This window comes from Paenarthrobacter sp. NCHU4564 (genome assembly GCF_052156435.1).
GTDB lineage: Bacteria > Actinomycetota > Actinomycetes > Actinomycetales > Micrococcaceae > Arthrobacter.
Window position 1 is genome coordinate 129,581 of sequence record NZ_JBQLIS010000011.1, and the last position, 26,811, is coordinate 156,391.

Annotated in this window: 22 protein-coding genes, 1 pseudogene and 1 riboswitch; of the genes and pseudogenes, 8 read left to right on the forward strand and 15 right to left on the reverse strand. The window is 65.6% G+C overall.

Annotated elements, in window-relative coordinates; translation table 11 throughout:
- Position 1: 1 nt before the first annotated feature.
- From ACSVIE_RS13015 to ACSVIE_RS13040, 6 genes are all read right to left on the reverse strand, one after another.
- Complete coding sequence (locus ACSVIE_RS13015) at positions 2-1,030, reverse strand: iron chelate uptake ABC transporter family permease subunit (protein WP_442424117.1); 1,029 nt, start codon at positions 1,028-1,030, stop codon at positions 2-4.
- Positions 1,023-2,030, reverse strand: coding sequence for an ABC transporter permease (locus ACSVIE_RS13020; RefSeq protein ID WP_426004618.1), 1,008 nt, complete (start codon positions 2,028-2,030; stop codon positions 1,023-1,025). The genes ACSVIE_RS13015 and ACSVIE_RS13020 overlap by 8 nt, the downstream gene beginning before the upstream one ends.
- Before the next feature lie 11 nt (positions 2,031-2,041).
- On the reverse strand, positions 2,042-2,992 hold the full coding sequence (locus tag ACSVIE_RS13025; RefSeq protein WP_442424118.1) for a siderophore ABC transporter substrate-binding protein: 951 nt from the start codon (positions 2,990-2,992) through the stop codon (positions 2,042-2,044).
- A 421-nt stretch (positions 2,993-3,413) separates the two neighbouring features.
- Complete coding sequence (locus tag ACSVIE_RS13030; protein ID WP_426004621.1) at positions 3,414-4,562, reverse strand: mannitol-1-phosphate 5-dehydrogenase; 1,149 nt, start codon at positions 4,560-4,562, stop codon at positions 3,414-3,416.
- Entirely contained in the window at positions 4,562-6,622 is a 2,061-nt protein-coding gene (locus ACSVIE_RS13035; RefSeq protein WP_442424119.1) for a PTS mannitol transporter subunit IICBA, read from the reverse strand. Before ACSVIE_RS13035 ends, ACSVIE_RS13030 begins: the two co-directional genes overlap by 1 nt.
- 64 nt (positions 6,623-6,686) lie before the next feature.
- Positions 6,687-7,409, reverse strand: coding sequence for a TetR/AcrR family transcriptional regulator (locus ACSVIE_RS13040; protein ID WP_426004623.1), 723 nt, complete (start codon positions 7,407-7,409; stop codon positions 6,687-6,689).
- Positions 7,410-7,539: 130 nt separating this feature from the next.
- Between ACSVIE_RS13040 and ptsP the strand changes: the two genes are divergently transcribed.
- Positions 7,540-9,240 carry a phosphoenolpyruvate--protein phosphotransferase gene (gene ptsP / locus ACSVIE_RS13045; RefSeq protein WP_426004624.1) on the forward strand — a complete coding sequence of 567 codons (1,701 nt, stop codon included), beginning with the start codon at positions 7,540-7,542 and terminating at the stop codon, positions 9,238-9,240.
- 45 nt (positions 9,241-9,285) lie between these two features.
- Positions 9,286-9,564: an HPr family phosphocarrier protein gene (locus ACSVIE_RS13050; protein ID WP_426004625.1), complete on the forward strand. Its 279-nt coding sequence runs from the start codon at positions 9,286-9,288 to the stop codon at positions 9,562-9,564.
- A gap of 27 nt (positions 9,565-9,591) precedes the next feature.
- Here the strand turns inward: ACSVIE_RS13050 and ACSVIE_RS13055 are convergent, their stop codons facing one another.
- The 8 genes from ACSVIE_RS13055 to ACSVIE_RS13090 form a co-directional block, all read right to left on the reverse strand.
- Positions 9,592-13,254: a GH32 C-terminal domain-containing protein gene (locus ACSVIE_RS13055; RefSeq protein ID WP_442424120.1), complete on the reverse strand. Its 3,663-nt coding sequence runs from the start codon at positions 13,252-13,254 to the stop codon at positions 9,592-9,594.
- Positions 13,255-13,358: 104 nt separating this feature from the next.
- On the reverse strand, positions 13,359-14,981 hold the full coding sequence (locus ACSVIE_RS13060; RefSeq protein WP_442424121.1) for a glycoside hydrolase family 32 protein: 1,623 nt from the start codon (positions 14,979-14,981) through the stop codon (positions 13,359-13,361).
- Positions 14,978-16,108, reverse strand: a complete 1,131-nt coding sequence (locus ACSVIE_RS13065) for an ATP-binding cassette domain-containing protein (protein WP_442424122.1) — start codon at positions 16,106-16,108, stop codon at positions 14,978-14,980. Before ACSVIE_RS13065 ends, ACSVIE_RS13060 begins: the two co-directional genes overlap by 4 nt.
- Entirely contained in the window at positions 16,105-17,067 is a 963-nt protein-coding gene (locus tag ACSVIE_RS13070) for an ABC transporter ATP-binding protein (protein ID WP_442424123.1), read from the reverse strand. Before ACSVIE_RS13070 ends, ACSVIE_RS13065 begins: the two co-directional genes overlap by 4 nt.
- Positions 17,064-18,020 carry an ABC transporter permease gene (locus tag ACSVIE_RS13075; RefSeq protein WP_442424124.1) on the reverse strand — a complete coding sequence of 319 codons (957 nt, stop codon included), beginning with the start codon at positions 18,018-18,020 and terminating at the stop codon, positions 17,064-17,066. The genes ACSVIE_RS13070 and ACSVIE_RS13075 overlap by 4 nt, the downstream gene beginning before the upstream one ends.
- A 10-nt stretch (positions 18,021-18,030) precedes the next feature.
- Positions 18,031-19,008 carry an ABC transporter permease gene (locus tag ACSVIE_RS13080; RefSeq protein ID WP_426004632.1) on the reverse strand — a complete coding sequence of 326 codons (978 nt, stop codon included), beginning with the start codon at positions 19,006-19,008 and terminating at the stop codon, positions 18,031-18,033.
- Between the two features lie 103 nt (positions 19,009-19,111).
- Positions 19,112-20,782: an ABC transporter substrate-binding protein gene (locus ACSVIE_RS13085; protein ID WP_442424125.1), complete on the reverse strand. Its 1,671-nt coding sequence runs from the start codon at positions 20,780-20,782 to the stop codon at positions 19,112-19,114.
- Positions 20,783-20,862: 80 nt separating this feature from the next.
- A complete protein-coding gene (locus ACSVIE_RS13090) occupies positions 20,863-21,936 on the reverse strand; it encodes a LacI family DNA-binding transcriptional regulator (RefSeq protein ID WP_442424126.1) in 1,074 nt (357 codons plus the stop codon).
- 197 nt (positions 21,937-22,133) lie between these two features.
- Here ACSVIE_RS13090 and ACSVIE_RS13095 point away from each other — a divergent pair, with 197 nt between their 5' ends.
- The 5 genes from ACSVIE_RS13095 (at position 22,134) to ACSVIE_RS13115 (ending at position 24,788) form a co-directional block, all read left to right on the forward strand.
- Entirely contained in the window at positions 22,134-22,556 is a 423-nt protein-coding gene (locus ACSVIE_RS13095; RefSeq protein ID WP_442424127.1) for a helix-turn-helix domain-containing protein, read from the forward strand.
- A gap of 77 nt (positions 22,557-22,633) precedes the next feature.
- The gene (locus tag ACSVIE_RS13100) at positions 22,634-22,897 is read left to right on the forward strand and encodes a hypothetical protein (RefSeq protein ID WP_442424128.1); all 264 of its coding nucleotides are present in this window, start codon (positions 22,634-22,636) and stop codon (positions 22,895-22,897) included.
- Positions 22,898-22,931: 34 nt separating this feature from the next.
- Entirely contained in the window at positions 22,932-23,570 is a 639-nt protein-coding gene (locus tag ACSVIE_RS13105; RefSeq protein WP_426004639.1) for a maleylpyruvate isomerase family mycothiol-dependent enzyme, read from the forward strand.
- Between the two features lie 61 nt (positions 23,571-23,631).
- Positions 23,632-24,432 (forward strand): alpha/beta fold hydrolase, encoded by an 801-nt coding sequence (locus ACSVIE_RS13110; protein ID WP_442424133.1) that lies wholly within the window; start codon positions 23,632-23,634, stop codon positions 24,430-24,432.
- A 113-nt stretch (positions 24,433-24,545) separates the two neighbouring features.
- Positions 24,546-24,788, forward strand: a complete 243-nt coding sequence (locus ACSVIE_RS13115) for a DUF6480 family protein (protein ID WP_442424129.1) — start codon at positions 24,546-24,548, stop codon at positions 24,786-24,788.
- A 2-nt stretch (positions 24,789-24,790) separates the two neighbouring features.
- Here ACSVIE_RS13115 and ACSVIE_RS13120 read toward each other — a convergent pair whose 3' ends face one another.
- Positions 24,791-25,858 (reverse strand): ATP-dependent DNA ligase, encoded by a 1,068-nt coding sequence (locus ACSVIE_RS13120; protein ID WP_442424130.1) that lies wholly within the window; start codon positions 25,856-25,858, stop codon positions 24,791-24,793.
- 229 nt (positions 25,859-26,087) lie between these two features.
- Positions 26,088-26,237: riboswitch (cyclic di-AMP (ydaO/yuaA leader) on the forward strand.
- A gap of 14 nt (positions 26,238-26,251) precedes the next feature.
- Here ACSVIE_RS13120 and ACSVIE_RS13125 point away from each other — a divergent pair.
- Positions 26,252-26,811 (forward strand): annotated as a pseudogene (locus ACSVIE_RS13125) (hypothetical protein); the annotation flags it as partial.

A 26,811-nucleotide genomic window follows, 5' to 3' on the forward strand; every position in this document is an offset into this window, starting at 1 on the left:
GTCATTTCAGCGAGCCTTTCAGCAGGAGGTAGAGGAAAAGGATGCCGCCGGCGAATTCTATGATCACGCTCAGCGCCGTTGCAAAACCGAAAACCCGTTCCAGGATGAGTTGCCCGCCCACCAGCGCGATCGCGCCGAGCAGCACCACGATCGGGAGCAACCAGGCATGCCGGAATCCGCGGCAAACCTGGTAGGCAAGGCTGACCACGAGCAACCCGAAGAACGTCACCGGCCCCACCAGGGCAGTGGAAACCGCCACGAGCAGCGAGCACATCAGGAGCACCCGCATCACCACGCGCTTGTGGTCTACGCCCACATTGATCGCCACGTCGCGGCCCAATGCCAGGACATCGAGCGTGTGCCGCATGCGCCAGACTCCCGCGCAGACGGCCGCTACCAGCAGCGCAGAAACGCCCAGCAGGCCCGGGTCCACATTGTTGAAGCTCGCAAAGAACAAGTCCTGCAGGATGATGAACTCGCTCGGTTCCATGAGCCGCTGCAGCAGCGAGGACATACCCCGGAACAGCGTGCCCGACACCACGCCCACCAGCAGCAGCAGATGCAACGACCTCGCAGCCCCCGTAAACATCCACCGGTACAGGAATGCGCTGAACCCCACCATCAGCAGAATTTCCAGGCCGAAAGTTGCCGTGGACGGCGCGGCTGCCAACGTCGCTGCTCCGGCCACGAACGCCAGGGCGGTCTGCACCAGGATGTACAGCGAATCGAAACCCATGATGGACGGGGTCAGGATGCGGTTGGCCGTTACGGTCTGGAACAGCAGCGTGGAAACACCCACCGCCACGGCCACCAGCAGCATGGCGGACACCTTGATCCCGCGTCGCGGCAGGACATAGGCCACGTTTCCCTTGAGGTCGATCATCAGGAAAACGGCAACAAGCACGACGGCGGCAATCGCCAGCACAGTGACCACCAGTCCCGGCGGGGTGCTTCGGGCGGCCTCGCGCAGGCGGGTCCGTACGGACAGTGATGCCGGGGAAACCGGCGGCATGAGCGAGGTTTCAGGCATTTCGCTTCCTCAACAGCAGGAAAAGGAACATCACGGCACCCAGCACCGACATGACCATGCCCACCGGAACCTCGTACGGGAACCTGATGGTGCGGCCAATGATGTCGCAGACCAGCACGAACGCGGCACCGAACAAGGCGGTCCACGGAACAGCGCGGCGCAGGTTGTCACCAAAGAGCAGGGACACGATGTTGGGGACCACGAGCCCCAGGAACGGAACGGCACCAACGGTTGTCACAACTACGGCTGAGATCAGCGACACGATCATCAGGCCGAGCCGCATGGTGCGCGCGTAGTTGAGGCCAAGGTTGGTGGTGAAGTCCTGGCCCATGCCGGCCACAGTGAACCGGTCCGCGGCAAAGAGGCCCACCAAAACCAGGACGGCCACAATCCACAACAACTCGTAACGGCCACGCAGCACACCGGAGAAGTCGCCAATCATCCAGTTGCTGAGCGTTTGGAGGAGGTCGAAGCGGTAGGCAAAGAAGGTGGTGACAGCCGCGATGACGCCGCCCAGCATGATGCCCACCAAAGGAATGAGCAGGGTGTTGCGGGCCGGGAGCCGGCGGAGGATCGCCAGGAACAGGGCCGTGCCAAGGATCGCGAAGACGCTGGCGACGATCATTTTGGTGAGGATCGGAGACTCCGGGGCAAGCACGGTCACCACCAAAATTCCCAGCGTCGCGGATTCCACGGTCCCCACCGTGGAGGGCTCCACGAACCGGTTCCGCGCCATGAGTTGCATGATCAGTCCAGCGACGGCCACCGCCATCCCGGCCAGGACCACAGCCAAGGTGCGCGGCACCCGCGAAACCCAAAAGATTTCCCAGGTTCCGGCGTCGTTCGCCAACAACGACTGGAGCGAGACGTCGCTGACGCCAACGAAGATGCTGCCAACCGCGATCACCAGCACAACGGCAGCGGCCGCAACCAGGCGGGCTGTTTGGCCCGTCCGGTTGCGGCGTGCTGGTGCCGTGGCGCGCACGGCTGTAGTTGTCACCTCAGGAAGAGTCAGGCGACCGAGTCGGCCACTGCGGTGACCATGGCCTGGACGTTGTTCAGTCCGTAGCCCACGATGTACCAGCCGGCGGGATCGAGGTTGACGATTTTGTTGTTCTTGGCTGCGTTGGTGGACTTTACGAGTTCGTTGTCCAGGATCGGATTGGCAGCGGACCCGGCGGTTCCAATGGCGGTGTCGCGGTTGATCACGTAGAGGATGTCCGGGTTGGTTTCCTTGATGTACTCGAAGGAAACGGCCTCACCGTGGGAGCCCTCGGACTTGACGTCGGCGGCCGTGGGGACGCCCAGGACGTCGTGGATGATGCCGAAGCGCGAGCCGGCGCCATATGCGGTGACTTCGCCGCCCGAGGTGAGGACGATCAGGCCCTTGCCGGCGGTAGCAGCCTTGGTCTTGGTGTCGGCAACGGTCTTGTCCACCTCGGCGAGCTTGGCGGCCACGTCGTCTTCCTTCTGGAAGATCCTGCCAAGCTTTTCGGTCTGCTCCTTGAAGCTCTCCATGGGCTTGGCCGCATCGATTGAGAGGTCGATGGTGGGGGCGATCTTGCTCAATTCACCGTAGGCGCCGGCAGTGCGGCCGGAAATGATGATCAGGTCCGGGGCTGCGGAGCTGACCGCTTCGAAGTCGGGTTCCTTGAGGGAGCCAACCTTGGAGTACTTGGCGTCGGAGTACTTCTTGAGGGCGTCCGGGTAGCTGGCCTCGGGTACACCGGTGGGGTCGACACCGAGAGCGTCCATGGTGTCCAGGACGCCGAGGTCGAACGTGACCACCTTCTGCGGGTTCACGGGAACGTTGGCGGTGGAGCCCTGGGCGTGCTCGATGGTGATGGTCGTGGCTTCCCCGGCCTGCGAGGACGCAGTGGCCCCGCCTCCGCACGCAGTCACGGCCAGCAAGGCCGCCCCTGCAGCCATTGCCCCGATGTAGCTTGACAGCCTCTTTTTCACGCCGGTACTCCGCTCACTAATACGTCACAGTTACGTTGCCTAATTGCTCCTGTGACTCTATTAGTAAGGTGAGGCTAACTTCAAAACCGAAAGCCTCTCCCCGGGGCGATTGTGGCCAAAGTCACGTTTTTTCTCCCCTCGTAGACCCAAACGCTCTCTCACCAAACACCCCCTTTCCGGTGATGCTCTCTCACCAAACACCCCCTTTCCGGCGATGCTCTCTCACGTGAATCCAGCGTTCCGGAAGGACGTGAGAGAGGGCCGGCCCTACGAGCGTCTTTGGTGAGAGAGGGCCGGCCTTAAGGGGGTGTTTGGTGAGAGAGGGTCGGCCCTAAGGGGGTCTTTGGTGAGAGAGGGTCGGCCTTAAGGGGGGCTTTGGTGAGAGAGGGTCGGCCTTAAGGGGGTGTTTGGTGAGAGAGGATCAGGATTCGGCCTGGCGGTCCACCACGAGCTTCTCCAGGGCGGGGAACAGCGGATGCGTCGGGGTCAGTTCCGTGACGCGCTCCACCAGTTCGGCAGCAGGAAGCTCGGCGAGCATGGTGGAAAGCTCTACGGCCTCGTCATCGGAGCCATCGTCGAAACGAAGGGCCGCTGACATGGCCTCGAGCAGGGCTACCGGAGTTGAGCCACGCTCGGCGAGCTCAGCCGCGGGGCCGATGAAACGCTCGTGCCGGCCCAGCTTCCGCAGCGGCGCACGGCCCACACGAACAACGGTGTCCGGCAAGTGCGGATTGGTGAAGCGCGACAGGATCTTCTGCACATACGCTTCCTGCGCAGCTTCCTCGAAGCCGTGCTTGCCGACCAGGAGTTCCTTGGTTTCTTCCAGGACAGCACGGACCTTCGCTGCCACTGAAGGGTCAGCCATGGCGTCGGAGATCTTCTCCAGCCCCGCCTGGTACCCGAAATACGCCGCCGATGCGTGCCCGGTATTCACCGTGAACAGCTTGCGCTCGATGTACGGCCCCAGCTCATCCACAAATGTTGCACCCGGAATGACCGGGACGTTCCCGCCAAACGGAGTCCGGTCGATCACCCACTCGTAAAAGGTCTCCACGGTGACGTCGAGGCCTTGGCCCGGCGCCTGGTTGGGGACAATGCGGTCCACCGCGGTATTGGCGAAGACAGCCAGGGAATCGAGGTCCCCGGCCGACTCGTCCCAGGCAGCCAGGACTTCCTGGTGCAGGAGGTCCGTGGCGTTGATGGCGTTCTCGCAGGCCATCACCTGCAGCGGCGCCAGGTCAGCGGACCTGGCGGCCAGTCCCCGGGCAATCACCGGCGCCACGAACTTCAGGATGTGCGGCCCCACCGCAGTGGTGACCACGTCCGCCGTCGAGATTTCCTCCACAACCGCGGCTTCCTGCGTGCCCGAGTTAAGCGCCCGGAAACCGTCCACGGTCTTGACCGCGGCGTTCTCGCCGACCTCGTGCACGTCGTAGCTGTCAGCGGATGCAAGCTGGCTGATCAGCGCATCCGCGACATCCGCGAATACCACTTCATAGCCGGCCTCGTGCAGCAGGAGCCCCACGAATCCGCGTCCGATGTTGCCCGCCCCAAAATGGACTGCCTTCACTATGCGTTGACCTTTCCGAACAGCTCCAGGACCTCATCCGCCGTGGTTGCCTCCTCCAACTGGGCCACCTGGGCCTTGTTGGTGAAGATCTTGGCAATGGTGGACAGGATGTGGAGGTGCTCATTGTTCAGGCCGGCCACTCCGACCACGAACTTGACCTGCTTGCCGCCCCAGTCGATTCCCTCCGGGTAACGGACGATTGACACTGCCGAATGCTTGATGTGGTCCTTGGCGTCGTTGGTGCCGTGCGGGATCGCCAGGAAGCTGCCCATGTACGTGGAGACGGATTCCTCGCGCTCGTGCATGGCGTGCACGTAGCTCACGTCCACGGCACCACGGTCCAGCAGGAGCTGCCCGGCCTCGTCAATCGCGGAATCGCGGTCGCCGGCCTTGCCGTTCAGGACCACACTGTCGCGGAGCAGCACTCCCTTGCCCCCGACGGCGGCAGCCGGCTCAGCGGCATGGGCACCATGGCTCGTCCCCGGCGCGGTACCGGCAGCTCCGGTACCCGCAGCTGCGGCGGCGGGCGCACCGGCGGTGGTTTCCGCCGTCGTGCCTGCGTCACCGCTGTTGCTGGAGCGGACCAACTCGACGATGTCGTCGTACTTGGGGCTGTTCATGAAGTTGTCCACCGAGTAGTGCACGGCACTTGAGGTGCGCGGCTGGGCGCGTTCGGTGAGATCCTCATGGGTCACCACCACGTCGTACGTGTCACTCAGGTTGGCGATGGCCGAGTTGGTGACCTTGACGTCCGGGAAACCGGCCGCCTTGATCTTGTTGCGCAGCACCGAGGCTCCCATGGCGCTGGAACCCATGCCGGCGTCGCAGGCGAACACGATGTTCCGGACCGGGCGGGTCAGGACAGTGCCCTCGCCGCGGGTGGCCGCAGCGCCTTCACCGACCAACGCGGAGGAAACGGAGCTCTTCTTGCCCTTCATGGCTTCCATGCGGGACGTTGCCTCGCTGAGGTCGTCCTCGCCCTTGTTCTTGGACGTGCGCAGGATCAGGGATGCGATCAGGAAGGAGACGGCGGTGGCCAGGACAACCGAGAGGATCACGCCGATGTAGCTGTCGCGCGAGGTCTGTGCAATCACCGCGATGATGGATCCAGGTGCAGCGGGAGCAACAAGGCCGGAGTTGGTGATGGCCAGGGTGGCGATGCCGGTCATGCCGCCGCCGATGGCAGCGAGGATAAGGATCGGCTTCATCAGGACGTACGGGAAGTAGATCTCGTGGATGCCGCCGAGGAAGTGGATGATCGCAGCGCCCGGCGCCGACGCCTTGGCTGCACCGCGGCCGAAGAACATGTACGCGAGCAGGATGCCCAAGCCCGGGCCGGGGTTGGCTTCGAGCAGGAACAGGATTGACTTGCCCTGCTCCAGCGACTGCTGGATGCCAAGCGGGGTCAGGACTCCGTGGTTGATGGCGTTGTTGAGGAACAGGACCTTGGCCGGCTCGATGAAGATGCTGGTCAGCGGCAGGAGGCCGTTGTTGACCAGGAACTGCACTACGTTTCCGGCGCCCTGGCTGAACACCGTGACGGCCGGGGAGATGCCGTAGAACCCGAGGAGCGCGAGGATGGCTCCCCAGATACCGGCAGAGAAGTTGTTGACCAGCATCTCGAAGCCGGGGCGGATCTTGCCGTCCCAGATGCGGTCGAGCTGCTTCATGGTCCAGCCACCCAGCGGGCCCATGATCATGGCGCCGATGAACATGGGGATACCGGCGCCGACAATGACACCCATGGTTCCGATGGCACCCACCACGCCACCACGGACGTCGTAGACCATCTTGCCGCCGGTGTAACCGATCAACAGCGGAAGGAGGTAGGTAATCATGGGGCCAACCAGGCCCACGTTGGGAACTCCCTCGGCATTCGTGCCGAAGCCACCGAGGGCAGGAACGGGGATCCAGCCCTTCTCGATGAAGAGTGCTGTGATCAGGCCCCACGCGATGAAAGCGCCGATGTTGGGCATGATCATGCCGGACAGGAAGGTTCCGAACTTTTGGACGCCAACGCGCAGGCTGGTGCGGGGCTTCGCAACGGTCTCTGTTGCCATGTGAATTCCTAACGTGTGTCCCGCGGCGGCGCGGGGTCAGTCGATATAGATCGAGAGAGCAGCCTTAGGAGCTGCTGGAAATGCGGTGAAGCCATTCCAGGAAGAGCTTCAGTTCAGAGCTGGACAGTTGGTCCGAATGCGAGGCCTGCAGTGCCGCATTCAGGGCGATTGCCGCAACAACCACGGAGGATTTGCCGGAATCCTCCGCTGCGGCGCCACGGGCGGTGTCCGTGGAGACGGCAAAAATCATGGAATCCCGGGTCATGGTGGAAAGCTCCAGGTTCCTCTCTTCCACCGGTTCTGCGATCAGCATGAGCGTGACGCCCACGTTGGCCGCGAGGATGCTGCGTGCAGCTTCGCGGGGCGGCACGTTGAGCTGACCGGCGATGGCGGCCTTGTTCAGCATTTCCTCCAGGAGGGCTTCCGCGTCGGCCACGATGGACGGGCGGCTTTCCGGACGGATGTTGCCGAACATCACCAAGTACAGGTGGGGCTGGGTGAGGCCGAACTGGACGTGGTTGTCCCACATCCGCCGGACATCCTCCAGGGGCTCCCCGGACGGTGCAAAATCGCGCTCTCCGGCCACATACTCTTCGAAACCGGCCGAAACAACGGCGTCGAACAGGCCCTCTTTGTCGCCGAAGTGGTGGTAAAGCGTTGGCGCCGTGACCCCGGCAAGCTTGGTGATCTGGCGCGTTGAGACCGCTGACCCTTCAGAAACCGCCAGCAATTCGGCAGCTGCGCGAAGCAACCGAATTTTGGGCGGAAGCTGGTCATCGAAACTCATAACCGCTACCCTAGCACCTATAGCATTGCTATATGAAGTAGCTCACAAGGGAATTTTGTAAGCTAAGTTTCGCAGGCTCTCGGTGCCGACGCCGGGGGGTCTTGACCAACCAGCAGGAACAGAGGATTCAGTGCAGAATTTCCAGGGAGTAGGGGTAAGCCCGGGCCGCATCATCGGGTCGGTCCGCCAGATGCCCAAGCCAGTCAGCGAACCACCGTCAGGCGAACGGCTCGCCGCGGACGCAAGTCCGGAAGACGCCGTCGCGCGCTTGAAGGCAGCAGCGCAATCCGTCCATGACGAACTGAAGAACCGTGCCGAATCCGCCTCCGGTGATGGCAAGGCGGTCCTCGAAGCCACCGCACTCATGGCCAAGGACACCATGCTGCTGAAGTCGGCCACCAAGCTCATCAACGGCGGGACCTCGGCCGAGCGCGCCATCTGGGAAGCCGGTGCATCCGTCTCCGAAATGCTGCACAACCTCGGCGGCTACATGGCCGAGCGCGCCACCGATGTCCTGGATGTCCGTGCCCGCATTGTGGCCGAACTCCGCGGCGTCCCTGCTCCCGGCATCCCCGCCTCCACAACGCCGTTCATCCTCGTGGCCGAAGACCTCGCTCCCGCCGACACCGCAACGCTGAATCCCGACGTCGTGCAGGCGCTGGTTACCTCCGGCGGCGGCCCGCAGTCCCACACCGCCATCATCGCCCGCTCCCTGGGGCTGCCTGCCGTGGTGGCGGCGCACGGTGTGGACGGGATCGCCGACGGCACCGAAATCTATGTGGACGGCGCCGCCGGCTTTGTCGCAGCCTCTCCTTCGGGGGAACAGCGCGCTTCCGCCGCCGCCTGGGCCGAAACCTCCGCCACGCTTGCCTCCTTCGACGGAAACGGCACGACGGCGGACGGCCACCTGGTGCCGCTCCTGGCCAACGTCGGAGGTGCCAAGGACGCCGTGGCCGCTGCAGGCCTGGGCGCACAAGGCGTTGGCCTGTTCCGCACGGAATTCTGCTTCCTGGAACGCGACACCGAGCCCTCCGTGGATGAGCAAGCCACGGCCTACAAGGCCGTGTTCGATGCCTTCCCCGGCAAGAAAGTGGTCCTCCGCACGCTGGACGCCGGCGCCGACAAGCCGCTGCCCTTCCTCACGGATGCCACCGAGCCCAACCCTGCGCTGGGTGTCCGCGGCTACCGCACCGACTTCACCACGCCGGGCGTGCTGGAACGGCAACTCTCCGCGATCGCCCAGGCTGCCTCGGAATCCGAAGCCGATGTCTGGGTCATGGCACCGATGATTTCCACGGCAGCCGAAGCAGGGCGGTTCGCGTCCCTGTGTGCCGCGGCCGGCCTCAAGACCCCCGGCGTCATGGTGGAAGTGCCCTCGGCAGCGTTGACTGCGGCGTCCGTGCTCCGGGAAGTGGGATTCGCATCGCTGGGCACCAACGACCTCACCCAGTACGCCATGGCTGCGGACCGGCAGCTCGGCCCGCTCGCGGAATTGAACACTCCGTGGCAGCCGGCGGTCCTCCGGCTGGTCCAGCTCACCGTGGAAGGCTCGGCGCTGGAAGCGTCCGGCCGCGAAGGGGACAGCAAGCCGATCGGCGTCTGCGGTGAGGCTGCCGCGGACCCGGCCCTCGCCGTCGTCCTCGCCGGACTGGGTGTCTCCACCCTGTCCATGACCGCCCGCTCGCTGGCCGCCGTCGGAACCGTCCTGAAGACGGTCACCTTGGAACAGGCACAGGAACTGGCGCGGCTGGCCCTCTCAGCGCCCAGCGCCACCGAGGCCCGCGAGTGGGTCCGCGCCAAGCTCCCCGTGCTCGAAGAGCTCGGCCTCTAGTCCCGCACGACCAGTTCAGCCACGACCAACCGCAAGGAGAAACCCATGCCCGAACGCACAGCAACCATCGCCAGCAGCTCCGGCCTCCATGCCCGTCCTGCCGCCCTCTTCGCGGAGGCAGCAGGCGAGCAGCCCGTGGATGTCACGATCGCCATGCAGGGCGAACCCGCTGACGAAGCCATGGACGCCGCCAGCATCCTGTCCCTGATGACGCTCGGGGCTGCCAAGGGCGACGTCGTGGTGCTGCGGGCAGAGGGTGAGGGTGCCGACGCTGCGCTGGATGCGCTGGTGAAGCTGCTGGAAACGGACCTGGACGCCGTCTAGCTGTACTGCCCAGGTCCGTTTCGCGGGCTATGGCAAGGCCGTCACCAGCACGTCCTGGTAGGCGGCCCGGCCGTCAAAGACGTTCACGCCCACCCTGCCCGAGGACAGGGCCGTGTCCGTGACGTCGATCAGTTGCGCACCGTCCACCGACACCGTGATCCTGCTGCCGATGACAGCGGCATCCACGGAGTAGCCCACCCCATGGCCCACGGCGGAAGGCACGCTCGCCAGGACCGTGAACACGCCGTTGACCAGCTTGAACACCCGCACTACGCGGAGGTTGGGGTCCAGGTTCACGTAGTAGGCACTGGATCCGTCCGCAGAGGACCGAAGCAGCATGGAACCCGCACCGCCGTAGCCTTTCTCCGGAGCCAGGTCGCGGTTCAGGAGTTCACCGGCGAAGGCCTCGCCGCCGAACCGCACTGTGGCCTGGACGCGCACGTTGGCATAGGTGGATTGGCTCAGGGCTGTGGAGTCCTTGTCGAACGTTCCGGCCAACCCTGCGCCCGTGGCTTCCCATGTCCCGCCGGGCACCACCGCATACGCGCCCAGGTTGTGGCGGGCTGATCCGGTGGCGGGAGGCAGGATGCCCGACGGCGGCGCACTGGTCAGGCGGGCAGTGTCGCTGAGCTGGTGTACTTTGACGGACACCAGCCGGGCATTCCCTCCGGTGGCCGAGAAGGACAGCCCTGTGGAGGACGGGTCCGGGAAGATCAGCGATGTGATGGCTGCCGTGCCGTTACCTCCGAAGACCTCCACCGAGGAAGCATCCACCAGGACCCGCAGCTTGATCCGCCGTTCAGAGCCCACCGTGGTGGAAGCCCATGGCGCCGTGGAATTGTCCTGCGCCGAGCCGGCGAAGTACCGGGTGAAGTCCTCCCGCCCGGAGGTTCCGCGGTCCACGGTCAGGGCGGCAGCTCCGGCGTCGTACTTCACGCTGGTCTCCTGCGCACCGGTGGAGCCAGTCCCCTTGCGGAGCCCGAAGACGAAGGAGGAAGCGCCGCCGGACGATGGGATTCCGACCTCGGCCTCCAGCTCGAACGAACGTCCGGAGGCTCCGGCCAACGGGTTCGCGGAGGCCGGCGTTACCGGGACATCCGAAACCTGCCAGGTGGAACTGCGCAGCGACTGTTCCTCCACCACGGGAGCCTGCGTCAGCCGAAGCCCGGCACCGGGTACGTCCACCAGTTTGACCTCGCGCGGCACGGACAGTTGCCCGTTCCACCGGCCCGTGGGCGGGCTGAAGGCGTAGTCCCAGTTGGACATCCAGCCGATCATGATCCGCCGGTTGTCAGGGGCACCGAAGAAGCTCATGGCGGCGTAGTAGTCCCGGCCATGGTCGGCTTGCAGCACGGTCGAGGCAGGGGTGTCCGGGGTGAACGACGTACCGTTCCAGCTTCCGGTGACATACTGCGCGGCTGAACCGTTGGTGGCGCGTACTGCCCCTGTACTCCACCACAGGACCCACCTCTTCACGCCGGGCTGTCCCTCCACAGGGAGTTCGAAGAAGTCCGGGCACTCCCAGACCCCGCCCCGCACCCAGTCGCCGTAGCCGAAGGTGCTCTTGAACGTCCAGTGGAGCAGGTCTGTGGAGGAATAGAAGCGGATGTGGTCTCCGCCGGCCACCACCATGACCCACCTGCCGGAGGTCGCGTCCCAGGCGACCTTGGGGTCCCGGAAGTCCCAGCCGCCATTGGGGCCGCCCGGGTTTTCCACCACGGGTGCGGCCTGGACGGTCTGCCAACTGCGGCCCTTGTCCGTGCTGTACGCCGCACGGACCGACTGGTTTCCGTTGGGAGCATCATGGTTGAAGCTCGTGTAGTAGGCGATAAGTCCGGCCCCACCCGGAAACAGCCCGCTCGCGTTGGAAGCGTCCACCACGGCCGACCCTGACCACGATTCCCCCGCCGCCATGTGCGGCAACGCGATGGGCAGTTGCTTCCAGTGCAGGAGATCGGAGCTCACCGCGTGGGCCCAGCGTCCACGGTCCTGGTGGAAGAGATGGTACTCACCGTCCAGGTAGACCAGGCCGTTGGGGTCGGAGCTGTTTCCGGAGTTCTGGGTGTAGTGGTAGCCGGGTTGGTAGAGGCCGTTCATGTACTGGTCCACGTTGTCCGCGCGGACGCTCTGGAACCAGGCCGTGCCGGTGGCCAGCAACGCAAAGCCCGTGCCTGCAGCGGCTGGAACCTGGCCATTCAGTACGGGGGTGCCATTGATGAGTACCGAGGCTTCCGTACCGCGGGCCGTCAACTGGACGCGGTTGAGCTGCCCCGCTTTGAAGCTGTGGCCCGGCAGGGCGCCGGAGAGCAGCAGCGCGGAACTGGCCCGGTTGTACAGTTTGGCGGTTCCCGTCGCCGGGTCCACCCTGAGTTCCAGCCCGCCCGCACCGTCGGCACCGCTGCGGACCACCACTGAGGCGGTCGAGGGCGAGGTGACGGTCAGGTCCAAGGAGGCAACGACGTCGGACGCTACCGCCGGGATAAACCGGACCGCGGTGCCGCTCGCCGCAGAGGCGCGAAGCCCTGCCGCATCCGGCTCCCACGAACCGGCAGGAGTACGCCACCCCTGCAAGGAGGTCTCGAGCCCGCGCAATGTCATGCTCTGGAAGACCGCAGTCCCGTTGTAGGAGCCGACGCCCACGTGCCCGGAAGCGTGCGTGGAATCCGTGGCCGTGATCGAGGGGGTGGCACCGTTGGGGTCCAGGAAGTCGGTCTGCCAGTGGGCTGCCAAGTTGCTGCCCAGGGCTGTGACCCGGAGCCGGTAAACCTTGTCCAGGGCGATGGCCGTTGTGTAGGTTCCCAGCGTGGCGTTGTCGGAAACCCGGTAGAGGCGCAGCCTTCCTGCGTTGGGATCGACCTCTGCCGCATACCCGTTGGTACCCGACGCGTTGGTCCGGAACAACACCGTGCCCACGCCGTACTGGGACGTCACCTGGATGTCCGTGGCAAAGTCCACGTCCGTGGGCGACTGGCCGGTGGCGATGGCGCGGATGTTGGTGTTCGCCGGAGCGGCGCCGCGGAAGCCGGTAGCCGTGGCCGACCATCCGCCCCCGGTGAGGCCCCACCCGTGGACATTCGCATCGATGGTCCGGACGCCCGGTGTCCCGAAGGCCACAGTCCCGTTGAACGCGTGGAGTCCCACCCGGCCGGATTCATAGCGGTGGTCCGTGGCGTCAATGCGGGAGACTCCGTCCACTGCAACGTAGATCCGCGGCCCGTCCACGTGGACATCCACGCTGTAGGACTGCCCGGTGTTCAGCGGCAGCGGTACGGGTGCCACAATGTCCTGGCCGTTCGCGAGGTCGAACAACCTCACCCGGTCCAGGTTGGGGTCGATCGTGGCTGCGTAGCCTGCGCCGGCGTCGGGAGTCGCCCGGAAAACCAGCGCCCCCACACCGTAAGGGCTGCCGCCGTCGACCTTTACGGAGGCTGTGTAGCGGGCGGTGCCGGCAATCACCTGCTCGCTGGTTGCCGCCGCGTTCTGCCCGGAAGGCGCGACGGCGGTGTACCCGCCCTGCGCTGTCCGGGTCCACGTGCCGCTGGTGCCGGCGACGTCGGGGATGGGACTGGTGGTGCTGTTGAGGGTGACGGGCGCGGGGTTGAGCGCCACTGCCGGGGCAGTGACTCCCGTCCCCGCGAAGCCGACACCGAGGACCGCTGCTGTGAGGCCCGCAACTATTCTCTTGTGCATAACAGATCGCCTTTGATCTCGAAGTGAGAGAGCGTTCCCCGGAACCTGCGTTTTAGTGAGAGAGGGTCCGGGGAAAACGTCGATTAGGTGATAGAGCGTTGGTGCTACGGGAAGAGGGTGCGGGTACCTCCTTGAGGTTGGGCGGCTTGGGGTTGGGTGGCTGGGGCTGTGGGGGCGGTCCAGATATCGGCCATCGTCCAGGCGTCGAAGCTGAGCAGGCGTACGGTTCCGGCCGCCGCTGACACGGTGACGTTCCCGCCGCCGAGCCTGGGATACACCCGGGCCGTGAGCGGCTTGCCGTTGGCGAAGATCTCGACGGCGGACCGGTCCACCAGGACGCGCAGGCACACGTGCCCGTCGACCAAGGGAACGGGTCCGGACTTCTCCTCCACATCCACCTCATCCAGTGCCGGGGCCGCCGCCCCAGCAGCCGGGGCGAGGCTGCTCCGGGTGCGGTCCAGGCGCAGGACGCCGTCCGGCTGCGTTGGATCCACAGGCCGCGACAGCTCCACCACCGTGGTCTCGGCACCGTCATCGGACGTGAGCACGGCCAACCGGAACACCGCCCCCGGCGACAGCTGCACCTCAAGTTCCAGGTCAAGCTGCCTGCCGCGGACTCCGGTATCCACGGGCGTCCCGGCGCCCACCAGCACCCGGCCCGGCAGGGTCACGTGCTCCTGGCGCAGCGCGGTGATCCCAGGCACCGGGGCAAACTTGAGGGTGCCGTCGTCCGCCAGCGATACCACGCGCGGCAGGCTCATCACACCGGACCAGCCGGCCTCCACCATGGCTGCGTCGGACCGCCCTTCCTGCATCCAGCCGAACATGATCCGGCGCCCGGATTCGTCCAGGAAAGACTGGGGCGCATAGAAGAACCGGCCACCGTAGTCCAGGCGGTGCAGGGCAGCGGGTTCGAACGAGTCCCCCGCGTACCTGCCGGTCCAGTACAGCGGGTGGCGGGTGTCGCCGTCGTTCCATGCCGAGAAGACCAGCACATCGGGTGAGCCATCCTCCGGCACCGACCCCAGGGAACCAGTCCCGGCACGGAACAGGTCCACGCATTCCCACATGGTGCCGGTCCAGTGGTTGCCGGCGGGGTCGCCCTGGGAGGCATCCCCGATCACCAGCGGACCCACGTAGTCCCAGGTCCGGAGGTCCGCGGACTCGTAGAGGAACGCCGTCCCGCCCCGCCCGCGGATGCCAGAACCCACCAGCTGCCGCCACACGGTGCCCTCGCGCCACACGCAGTGGTCCCGGTAGGCGGTGATGTCCACGCCGGCGGGCGGGGCGGCGATGACGGGGTTCTGCGGAATCTTGGTCCACGTGGCCAGATCGGGCGACCCCACGGCGACGCACGGCAGTTCGCGCTCGCCGAGGCGGCCGGAGTAGACGATCGTGGGCGTGCCGCCGTCGTTCACCAACACGCCGGACCAGCAGCCGTCCGCATCCGGACCCGCCGACGGTTCCAGCGCCACCGGCTGGTCGGTCCAGGTGACCAGGTCGGTGCTGGTGGCGTGGCCCCACTGGATGCGGTGGTGGAAGGCGCCCTCGGGGTTGTACTGGTAGAAGAGGTGGTAGGTGCCGTCCCACTGGCAGACGCCGTTGGGGTCGTTGAGCCAGCCGGCCGGTGCAACGAAATGGAAACGCGGCCGCAACGGGTCGGCTTCGGCACGGGCAACCAGCTCGTCGCGGGGAACCGTGGCGAGCGGGTGGGTCAGTTCAGTCATGCGGAAGCCTTCTTTTCGTTAAGGTTCGACGCCGGGTGGCCGGGTCCAGCGGGCTGCCCGGTTGCCGGTTCACTGGCGAGCGCGTGACCGCCCGCGCCTGAGCTGGGCCGGTAGAGGTGGCAGCGGACCCAGTGCCTGCCGGCAGGGTCGCCGATCCGGTGGCGGACCGGTTGGTGGGCCGAGCACGGCTGGTCCAGGTCGCCGTTGTACGGGCAGTGCGTGGAGGCCATGACGGCCTGCCGCAGTTCGGCGCGGCGGACGGGGTCGTAGGACCCGGCGCGCGAGGGGTCCGGAACCGCTGACACCAGGAGCTGCGTGTACGGATGGGCAGGGTTGGCCAGCAGGTCCAGGGACTCCCCTTCCTCCACCAGTTCCCCGGCGAACATCACGGCCGTGCGGTCGGCCAGGTATCGGGCGGAGGCGAGGTCGTGGGTGATGTACAGCATGGAGATGCCTTGCTCGTCCCGCAGCTTCCGCATCAGGTTCAGCACGCCGATCCGGACGGAAACATCCAGCATGGAGGTGGGCTCATCGGCAAGGATCACCGCGGGCTCCACCGCCAGCGCACGGGCAATGGCCACGCGCTGCCGTTGCCCGCCGGAGAGCTCGTGCGGGTAGGAGTTCAGCATGTCCGCCTGCAGGCCCACGGTGGTCATGAGCTCCTCCAGCCGCTCCTGGATTCCTGTGCCGGTACCGCCTGTGCCGGTACCGCCCTTGCCGTGGATGGCCAGCGAGCGCCGCAGGAAATGTTCGATCCTGTGGGCCGGGTTCAGGGAGCCGAAGGGGTCCTGGAACACCATTTGCAGCTGGGATCGGAACGCCCGTGAGGCCTGGAAACGGTCGCGCTTGAGGACATCCACGCCGTCCACCAGGATGGCGCCTTCGCTCGGCTTCTCCAGCCGTGCCACACACCGGGCCAGGGTACTTTTGCCGGAACCGGACTCCCCCACCAAGGCAACGATCTCGCCGCGGCCGATTGACAGGTCCACTCCGTGGAGCGCACGGACGGACTGGCGGGAGAACAGGCCACCGACAGGGAACGACTTGCCCAGTCCGCGGACTTCAAGGGCTGGCGCCTGGCCGGCAGGTGCCGTGGATGTGTTTGCCTGGACGGCCGCGTGGCTCATCGGACAGCTCCTTCCAGGGAGAGCGGATCGGAAGTGGTGACGTCGGCATTGAAGGGGGCCACGAAATGGCCGGGTGCTGCTTCGGCGAGGTCGGGGATGTTCCGGAACTTCACGCCGTCGGGCAATCCCGCCAACGGAAGCCGGGGACCGGTGAGGGGCGGGAACGCTCCCATGAGGGCCTGCGTGTAGGGGTGGCGGGGGTCCTTGTAGACGTCCTGCGCTTTGGCGGTTTCCACGATGCGCCCGCCGTACATCACGGCCATGCGGTGGGACAGTTCCACCATGAGGGACATGTCGTGGGTGATAAAGAGGACGGAGAAGCCCAGTTCGCGCTGCAGGTCCTTGATTTGGGCCATGATCTCCTGCTGCACCACCACATCCAGGGCGGTGGTGGGTTCGTCGAGAATCAGCAGGGAGGGCTTGAGGGCCACGGCCATGGCGATCACGGCCCGTTGGCGCATGCCGCCGGAGAGCTGGTGCGGGTAGGACTTGAGGCGGGACCGGTCGATCCGTACCAGTTCCAGCAGTTCGCCGGCCCGTCGCAGCGACTCCTTGCGCGAGTAGCCGGCATGGGTGGTGAAGATGTCCACGATTTGCTCACCGATGGTCAGGACCGGGTTGAGGGAGTTCATGGCGGACTGGAAGACCATGGCGACGTCCTGCCACCGGAACCTCCGCAGTTCCTCCGGGCCCATGGCCAGGACATCCTTCCCGCCGAAGGAAATGCTGCCGCCTGCGATCTTTGCCGGGTCCTTGAGCAGGCGCATGATCGAGTTGGCGATGGTTGACTTTCCACACCCGGACTCACCCGCCAGGCCGAACACCTCGCCCGTGCCGATACTGAAGGAGACGCGGTCCACGGCGGTGGTGGAGCGGGTGTCGCCGACGTACTGGACAGTGAGGTTCCTGACCTCGAGGACGGGCTCGTGGGAGCCGAAGGAAACCTGTGAAACAGTCACAGTGCCGCGCTCCTTTCTGCGGTGGCGTGGGCTCCGCGGGTCGTGGACACGGCGGTTGGCTTCCGGATCTTGCGGAGACGGGGGTTGGTGATCTCGTCCACGGCGTAGTTGATGAGGGCCAGGGCGAAAGCGACGAGCGCGATGCACACCCCGGATGGCACGAAGACCCACCAGCTTCCTGTGAGCAGTGCGCCCTCGTTGCCGGCCCAGAACAGGTTGTTGCCCCAGGAGACCGTGCTGACATCGCCCAGGCCCAGGAACTCCAGGCCCGCCTGGGCACCGATTCCGTAGATGACGCAGGCCAGGAGCGTGCCCATGACGATCGATGCCATGTTCGGCAGGATTTCGCGGAACATGATGCGGCCTGCCCGTTCCCCGGAGACCACGGCGGCTGCCACGAAGTCCTTGGAGCGGATGGACAGGGCCTGCGAGCGCAACACCCGGGCGGAGCCGGCCCACCCGGTGACGATCAGCACCAGGATCACGGTGCCAAGCCCCGGTGGGAGGAATGCTGCCAGGATGACCAGCAGCGGCAGGCCGGGCAGCAGGAGGAAGACGTTGGTTACCAGCGACAGGGCATCGTCGATGAACTTGCCGAAGTACGCCGAGGCCAGCCCTACGAGTATCCCGATGAAGGTGGAGGCGAAGCCGACCGTCAGTCCCACCAGCAGGGAGCTGCGGGCTCCGTGGATGGTCAGGGCCAGCACGTCCTGTCCTTTGGCGGTGGTGCCCAGCAGGTGTTCGGCGTCGGGCTCCATGGAAGCCATCGCCGTGATCCGGGAAGGATCGCCCGGGAACAAGACGGGGGCAAGGAGGGCCAGCACAATGAACACGACCATCACGGCCATGCCGGACAAGGCCTTCTTGTTGCCGAGCAGCCCGCGGAGGAAACTGCGGTTGGTTTTGGGTTTGGCAGCGGCCTTGGTGGGCTGCTGCAGGATTGCGGTTGCCATGATGTTCCTCCTAGTTGCTGCGCACGCGGGGGTCGAGGCGGACGTAGAGGATGTCCACCAGGAAGTTGGCCAGCAGCACGGCGGCGGTGATGGTCAGGAACAGCCCTTGCATGAGCGGATAGTCCAGGCCCTGCACGGCGTTGAGGAGCTGGTAGCCGACGCCGGGGTAGGCGAACACCACCTCGGTGAGGAGCGCACCTCCCACCACGAACCCCAGGCCCATCCCAAAGCTCGTCACCGACGGCAGCATGGCGTTGCGGGCGGCGTAGCGGAGCATGATGCGTCCCGGGCGAAGCCCCTTGGCCTCGGCCATCAGGATGTAGTCCTCGGAGTTCGTGGCGATCATGGTGTTGCGCATCCCCAACATCCAGCCGCCGATCGAGACCAGCACGATCGTCAACGCGGGCAGCACCAGGTGCGCACCGACGTCGCCGATGAACTCCCACGTAAACCCGGGCTCCAAACCGTCGGAGAACGCGTGGCGGATCGGGAACCAGCCCAGCACCACGCCGAACAGGTACAGCGCCCCCATGGCCAGCCAGAAGTACGGAAAGGAACCGATGAACACCAGCACCGGCGGGAGTGCGGAGTCGATCGCCCCGCCGCGCCGCCAGGCTGCCACGATCCCCAGCAGGTTGCCCACGACGGCGGCAATCACCAGCGCGGTCCCGCCCAGCAGGAGGGTCCAGCCGATCTGGGAGGAGATGACCTCCGTCACCGGGGTGGGGAACCGGGAAATGGAGACGCCCATCCGGCCGGTGAAGACGTTGTGCAGGTAGTCGACGTACTGCTCCCAGATGGGACGGTCGTCAACGCCCAGCAGTTTGCGCAGGGCCTCGATCTGTTCGGGCTGCATTCTGTCCTGGGAGCGGGCAAACATGCGGGACACGGGGTCGCCGGGCATGAAGCGCGGGAGCAGGAAATTCAAGGTGATGGATGCCCAGAAGGCGATCAGGTAGAAACCCAGTCGGCGCAGGATGAAGCGCACGGTTTCCCTCCAATTCGGGAATTGCGGAGACGTTTGGGGGCACGCCCGGCGGGCTGTCCTTCGGCGACGAGGCCGCCGGGCGTGCGGTGGATAGCCGGCTATGCTACTTGCGCGGTTCCAGCGTGGTCAGGACGAGCACCGTGGTGGGAGCCCGGACGGACAGGGTGGCGTACGGGTTGTCCTGGGTGGGCCAGCCGGTGAAGCGGGTGTCGTTGAACGCGCCCCACTCGGGGCCGGAGAAGAGCGGCACCAGGGGTGCCACGTCGTTGTACTCTTCCTGGAGCTTGTTGGCGATGTCCTTCTGCCTGGACTCATCGGACTCTGCAGCGAACTCGGCCAGCAGGGAATCAGCCTTGGGGTCGCCGAAGCGGTGGTAGTTGTCGAAGGTCTTGGTGCCCACCGGCTTCACGGTCGCCGAACCCATGGAGGTGTTGAAGTACTTGTACGGGCTGGGATCGTTGGCGGACCACACGATGCCGGAATCGAAGTCGCCGGTCTCGTACCCGGCCACCACGGCAGCCCAGTCCGGGGAATCGACCTTGGCGGTCACGCCGATTTCAGCGAGGTTCTGGGCGATCACGTTGGCCACGGACAGCCAGTCGGAGGAGGAAGCGCCCACGGAGATCTTGAACTCGAACGGCGTGCCGTCCTTCAGCGTGCGCTTGCCGTCCGCGCCCTTCGCGTAGCCGGCCTTGTCCAGGAGTTCGTTGGCTTTCTGGACATCGTGGTTGGTCCAGGTGCAGTTGTCCTTGACCTTGCTGTTTTTCCAGGTCTCGTAGTTGCCGGAGAGGCCCGTGCAGTCTGCCGGCTTGGCGTAACCGCTCATGCCGATCTTGGTCACCTGGTCGCGGTCCACGGCCATGCTGAGCGCCTTGCGGACATCAACGTCGTTGAACGGCGCCTTGGTGGTGTTGAGCTGCCAGTTGATCATGGCGCCCGTGGGAGGGAACCAGTACTGGCGGTGTTCCTTGTCCTTGGAAACGAACGTCTTTTCGATGTTCGGGATGTACTGCGGGGCCCAGTCAACGTCGCCGTTCGCAGCGGCGAGGTTGGCGCCGTCGTTGCCCGCGAAGGCGAGCATCTTGATGCCGGCGATCTTTTGCTTTTCCGGCTGCCAGTAGTTGGGGTTCTTCTTCAGAACGAAGGACTGGGCCTGGAAGCTGTCCACCTCCGTGTAGGGTCCGGTGCCCACAGGCTTGGCGTTCGGGTCCTTTTCCGGGTCCGCCAGGGCTGACCAGATGTGCTTGGGCAGGATGGTGAGCTGGCCGACGTCGTACAAGGCCGGAGACCACGGCTTGTTGAAGGCGAAAGTGACCTTGTTGCCTTCTGCCGTCACGGTGTCCAGGTATTCGAAACCGCCCTTGAGCTTCTTCTGGAGTTCAAAGGTGTAGGCCACGTCATCGCCTGTCAGCGGCTGGCCGTCCGACCATTTCACGCCATCGCGCAGGGTGAAGGTGATGGATTTGCCGTCCTCGGCCGCCTTCCACTCCGTTGCCAGCCACGGCACTGTGTCGCCCTTGGCAGGGTTGAAGATCAGCAGGGATTCGTAGATGGACTGCTGGACCATCGGGTTCACCGTGGGAGCGAACGGGTTGAAGTTCTGGACGAACGTGCCCATGTCCTCGCGCGGAATGGTGAGGAGCGCGCTCGCGTTCGCTCCGGCGTCGTTGTTCTTGTTTCCGCCCGTGGCGGCGCAGCCGGTCAGCAGCATGGCGCCCACCGCCAGGCCGGCCGCCGTGATCCGGGCAGCCCTGAGGAATCGGGGTTGTGTCATGATGGGTATCTCTTTCCTGTCTTCATCGTCCGAGGTGAAGGAATGGGTGAGGGGTTTGCTCTTCGGAAGTGATTTCGCGGTCAGACCGAGGAGCGTTCTAGCAGCGGACAGTCGACCAATTGCTGGTCGGCAGTGATCGGCTGTCCTGCTGTGAGAGCGGCGAGCGTCCTGACTCCCAGGGCGCCCATTTGTTCGAACGGCAACGCAACCGTGGTCAGTTTTGGCCTGAGGTAGGCCGCGATCAGTTCCTGGTTGTCGAAGCCGATCACGGCGATATCTCCGGGGATGGTCAGGCCCCGTTCCTTGATGGCGTCGTAGGCGCCCATCGCCATGCGGTCGTTGAGGCAGAACAGGGCGGTCGGCCTGCCTGCACCCACCGGATAGTGGTCCAGGATGCGGCCGGCTGCCTCATAGCCGCCGTCCGCGGTCGCGTTCCCGGAAACCACCAGGTCAGGGTCCAGCTCCAGCCCGGCGTTGGCGAGTGCTTCGCGGGCACCCTCCAGCCGGCCCACTGCTGCGGGGATGTCCGGGTCCAGGTTGATAACGCCGATCCTGCGGTGGCCGGCTTGGAGCAAACGCTCGACGGCGACCCGTCCCCCGGCGCGTTCGTCCGGGACGATCGAGGGCAGCTTTCCGTCGGCGTCGAAGCAGTTGATCAGTACGGTGGGTACCTCGTTGGCGCTCTGCGGGACGTGAACGCCACGATGGTACGTGGCCGCGTAAAGAAGTCCTTCCACTCGTTGTTCCAGCAGCTTTTCGATGGCTGCATCTTCCATGCCCTGGTTGGGTCCTGCTGCGTCGGCCTGGTCGGAGGGCGCGATCAGCAGGAACCGCCGGTCAAGCCACGCCTGGTCCTGGGCTCCCTTGATGATGTCCACGGCGAACGGTGCCGTGACGATCTCGGTGACGATCCCGTACCAGTCGCTGCGTTGGGATGCCAGCGCCCGGGCTCCGGCATTGGGGCGGTAGCCCAGATCCTGCACGGCCTGGTTGATGCGGGTGCGCGTTTCCTCGGAGATGCTGGCATTTTCGCGGTTGCTCAGCACGAACGAGACTGCGGTCCTGGAGACGCCTGCGTGCTTGGCGACGTCATTCATGGTGACGCCCCTTTGCCGCACGGCTGCAGCTTGCTTGGGGGTGGTGCTTTTCGCCATTGAATGCTCCGGGATCCTGATTAGGTAACGCGCGTTACTTCGAACGTGTGATTCAGGTTACGCGCGTTACCTCCTGACTGTCAACGGGTCCTCCTGACACGTTTTCATGGCGCGGCCGGATACCCTGCACTGCGCACGGCCAGTGCTTGCAGCGGAACGGCGTCATGGCGGGCAAAGTGGCGCGCTAGGCTTCTGCCATGGCATTGATAGCTCCCCGCGTCACGCCCGGGCTCCCGGCCGAGGACGCCCGGAAAATCGCGCGCTCCCTGCAGGACAGCAACGACATCACCGTGTTTGTGGACGGCACGGTCCATCGCCTCCCCGACCAGGCGAGGGACGCCGTCGTGGATCTTCTCGCACGCCTCAGCCGGGGCGAAGCGGTCACCGTGGGCAGCGTGGAAGAAATGCTCACGACGTCCCAGGCAGCGGAGCTGGCGGGAATCTCGCACACCTACCTGCGCAATATGACCGATCGGGGCGAGATCCCCGTGGAATATCGCGGCACGCACCGCCGCATCCGCCAGGCCGCGATCATGACCTGGCTGGAAACCCAGAAACGGAAGCAGGAAGAGGCCGGTTCCAAGGCCCCGTCGGACGGCACGCAACAGGCGTCGGGATGACGTCGGAGTGATAAGGATCAAGCAACGATCCCAGCCAACGGGCCAGCACCCATAAAGGCCGGGGTTACGCTTGTTTGGTGGGCAATTTCAAAGGGTGGCATATAGTGGCCGGCTTGGCCGCCATGGCCCTTGCCGCACCCCTGGGATCGGCCTTGGGATTGAACTTCGTGGCCACCTTCATGTTCGCGTGCGTGGTCTTCGTCGCGGTGGCCATGTGGACCGAATCAAAGATCGCCCGACGCCGGGACGCTGCTGACGCTGCAAACGCACCGCAGGCGCCGGGAACACGGCCGCACAACGCCAACGATGCCGCGGAATCGGACGACGCGGCACGGGAGTAACCACCCGCGTGACAGGATGGGGTTCAATGGCTGTATGGCGTTGAGTCCCCGCTCCAGCATCTGGCCCACAGTGCATCAGGAACGCCGCGCGCTTATTGACGACCTCCAGTCGCTGCCCGACCACCTTTGGAGGACACCATCATTGTGTCCCGGCTGGGATGTCCACGATGTCGTGGCCCACCTCGTGGATACGGCGAAGACCACCCGCTGGGGCTTCATCCGCCGCATGATCACCGCGCGCTTCGACTTCGATCGGGACAATGCCGAGGGTGTTGCCCGCGAGCGCACCCACGACCCGCAGGGCACGCTGCGGGCCTTTGGCGCTGCAGCCAGCCGGACGTCCGGACCGCCGGCAGCGCCGCAAACGCGGCTGGTGGAAGCATTCGTCCACGGCGAGGACATCCGTCGTCCGCTGGGTTTGTCCCGCAGCTACCCGCCTGCGCCGGTAGCCACCGCCCTCGGATACCAGGCGCGGACGACCACCGCAATGGGAGGCGGCAAGGAGTTCGCCACCGGATGGACGCTGGTGGCCACGGATACCGATTTCAGGCACGGGCACGGTCCTGAAGTGCAGGGGCCTGCCATCTCCCTGCTTCTGGCCGTCTCAGGACGGCCGGTAGCGGACAATGAACTCAGCGGACCCGGAGCCGCAGTGTTCCTGCAACGGTCCTGAACACACCACCACAGACAGCGAGGATGATCGATTGGCAAGCCAGGCCGGGCGCAAGGGGAAGCTGACAACATTGCTGTCTGCCGACGTCGAAGTTTCCGGGCTGACCGGCCGTATCCTCTGGACGGAGGGAACCCAACCGCCCCCTGCCATGGCACCTGGAGCGCCGCGGCCAGCCGGGCCTGCGTACATTTTGATCCACGGCATTGGAGTCTCCCACCGCTACCTCGCCCGGCTCCACGCGGTCCTGGCCGAGGGTGCTACCACGTACTCGCTGGACCTGCCCGGATTCGCCGGCACCCCCAAGCCCGACCACCAACTCTCCGTGGAGGACTATGGGCGGTACATCGCCGAGGCCCTCAAATCCAGCGGAATCGAGTCCTACGTCCTGGTGGGGCACTCGATGGGCGTGCAGTTCGCCATCGAGGCCGCCCTGTACGAGCCCGACCGCATCCGCCACCTGGTCCTCATGGGGCCCGTGGTCGATTCCCGGCATAAGAACCTGCGACGCCAATCGCTGGCGCTCTTCCTGGACGGCCTCCTCAGGGAAAGCCCGACGTCCAACTGGATCGTGGTGTCCGACTACCTCCGCTGCGGTCCGCGCTGGTACCTCACCGAACTGCCGGTCATGATGGACTACCCCACTGAACAGCGCCTGTCGCACGTCAATGTGCCGGTGCTGGTTCTTCGCGGAAGCCGCGACCACGTGGCCGGACCTGAATGGTCGCTGCGCCTCTCGCGGGCGGTCCCGCACGGGCGGCTGGTGGAGATTCCGGGGGTGGGACACGTGGCCCAGCACATGCGCCCGAAGGCGGTTGCGGACGCCATCCGCAGCTTCGTGTCGGCAACATCTCCGCACACCTAGGATCGGGAGTACGACGACGGCAGGCGGCAGCGGCGCCCCTTGTTGCCTGCCGGACCACCCGGCTAGGCTGGCGGTGCAAGCATGATCATAAGGTTACTTAGGAAGGCTTGACGATGACCAGCTATGACCCGGAAGACGACCCTCAGACCTTCGGCGCAAGTGGAGCAGCCGAACCCGACAGCATCCACGAAGACCCGGACCTGCGCCAGGACGAAAACAGCGATCCCGCAGCCTCAGCCAACCCTGACCCGGAGAACGGTAACGTGACCGGCCTTGAGCCGGGCGGCGGAGTTCCTCCCGGAGAAACCCCACCGGCCGAGGACAGCATGAGCATGGACCAGGGGCACGAGGAGTAGCGCTAAGACAACCGCAGGATCTCCCCGAGGTCGTAATCTGCGGGCTCTTCCAGCTGTGAGTACGTACAGCTGGCAGGCGTCCGGTCCGGCCGCCACCTGCGGAACTGGGTGGTGTGCCGGAACCGGTCGCCCTCCATGTAGTCGTAGGCCACTTCGATCACGAGCTCGGGCCGCAGCGGTACGAACGAGAAGTCCTTGCCCGCACTCCACCGGCTTTGGGCGCCCGGCATCCTCGAATTGACCGCGGCACCCGCTTCCTGGCTGGCCCACTCGCCCCACGGGTGGTCGCCGATGTCCACTTTGTAGGGCTCCAACTCCTCCACGAGCGCCTTCCGCTTTGCCATGGGGAAGGACGCCACCACTCCCACATGATGGAGCTTGCCGGAATCATCATGGAGGCCCAACAGCATGGACCCGACAACGTCCGCCGTTTTGTGCCACCGGAACCCGGCCACCACGCAGTCCGCTGTCCGTTCATGCTTGGTCTTGAACATCACCCGCTTGTTCGGCTGGTAGATGCCGTCGAGCGGCTTGGACAACACGCCGTCGAGCCCTGCTCCCTCAAGCTGTACGAACCATTCCTGAGCCCGCTCCAAGTCGGTGACCGCAGGCGTCACATACACCGGCGGTTCGGCCGCGGCAAGCGCGTCTTCCAACGCCGAGCGGCGCTCCCTGAACGGTTTGCCGGTGAAGTCTTCGTCACCGAGGGCAAGTAGGTCGAACCCCACGAAGGAGGACGGCGTTTTCTCTGCGAGCATCCGGACCCGGCTGTCGGCTGGGTGGATGCGCTGCTGCAGGCCCTCAAAGTCCAGCCGGTTGCCGGAGATGAGAATGATCTCGCCATCCACCACGCACTTCTCCGGCAGGTTTTTCTTCAGCGCCTCCACGAGTTCAGGGAAGTAGCGGGTCATGGGTTTCTCGTTGCGGCTGCCCAGGATGATGTCATCCCCGTCCTTGAACACGATGGTCCGGAACCCGTCCCATTTGGGTTCATAGTGCCCGACATCCGGGATGTTCGGGACGGACTTGGCGAGCATGGGCGAAATGGGCGGCATCACGGGAAGATCCATAGCTCATGTCTACCGGCCCGTACCTGCCCAAAGCTAGGGTGCAATCCCCTATGTGCATAAACAGGGCACTCCCGGGCGGACCCCGAAGGGTAGGCGCCGCGGACCCGGACCACCCTTAGGCGTTCCGTCCGTTACATTAATGTGACTTTACTTCCGTGCTCCTGTACCTTCGAAGGGCGACCCGAATCTCCGCTGGGCCGCTTCCGGGCTGACGCCGAGCTCTGCCGCATCCCGGAATCCGCCAGATCCGCGGCAGAGACGGGGGACCCAGAGTTCCCGGGCCTGTTCTCCGCAGGCCCTTGGGGTGAAGTCGCCATGCGCGGCCGGACGGCCTCGTCCGAACCCGACAGCTAACCTCGCAGGCGTTGAGAGGCAAACACCATGTCCCCAACCATGGATCAGCCGCGCCGTGCCCCAGGGGCCGCCGAGCGCACCAAGCCAACCGGACGCCGTCGGGCCCAACCCAGCGGACAGGTCACCGGTGAAGAAACCACGACGGCGGCACCCGCCACCGCGGCCACTCCCACCCAGGCGCCCATGACGCGCGCAGCGGCCCGCGCGGCCGAGCGCGAGCGCGCAGCACAGGCGGTTCTGGCTGCGGAAACTGCCGGCGCCCCCGCCAGCGGTCCCGCTGCTGGAGCAGAGGCCCGGACTGCCGCCATCCCTGCCGTCCCTGTGCCCACCCGCGCCGAATCCACCACACCCGGACCGCCAACATCGGCGATCCCGGTCATTGCCGCACCCGCCGAGCCGGAACCTGCCCCCGAACCCGCCACCGCGGCGATCCCGGTCATTGCCGCACCCGCCGAGCCGGGACCTGTCCCCGAACCCGCTACCGCGGCGATCCCGGTCATTGCAGCATCCACTGCCGAGCCGGAACCTGTCCCCGAACCCGCTACCGCGGCGATCCCGGTCATTGCCGCAGCCGGCGCCGAGCCCGGCGTCGAACCTGT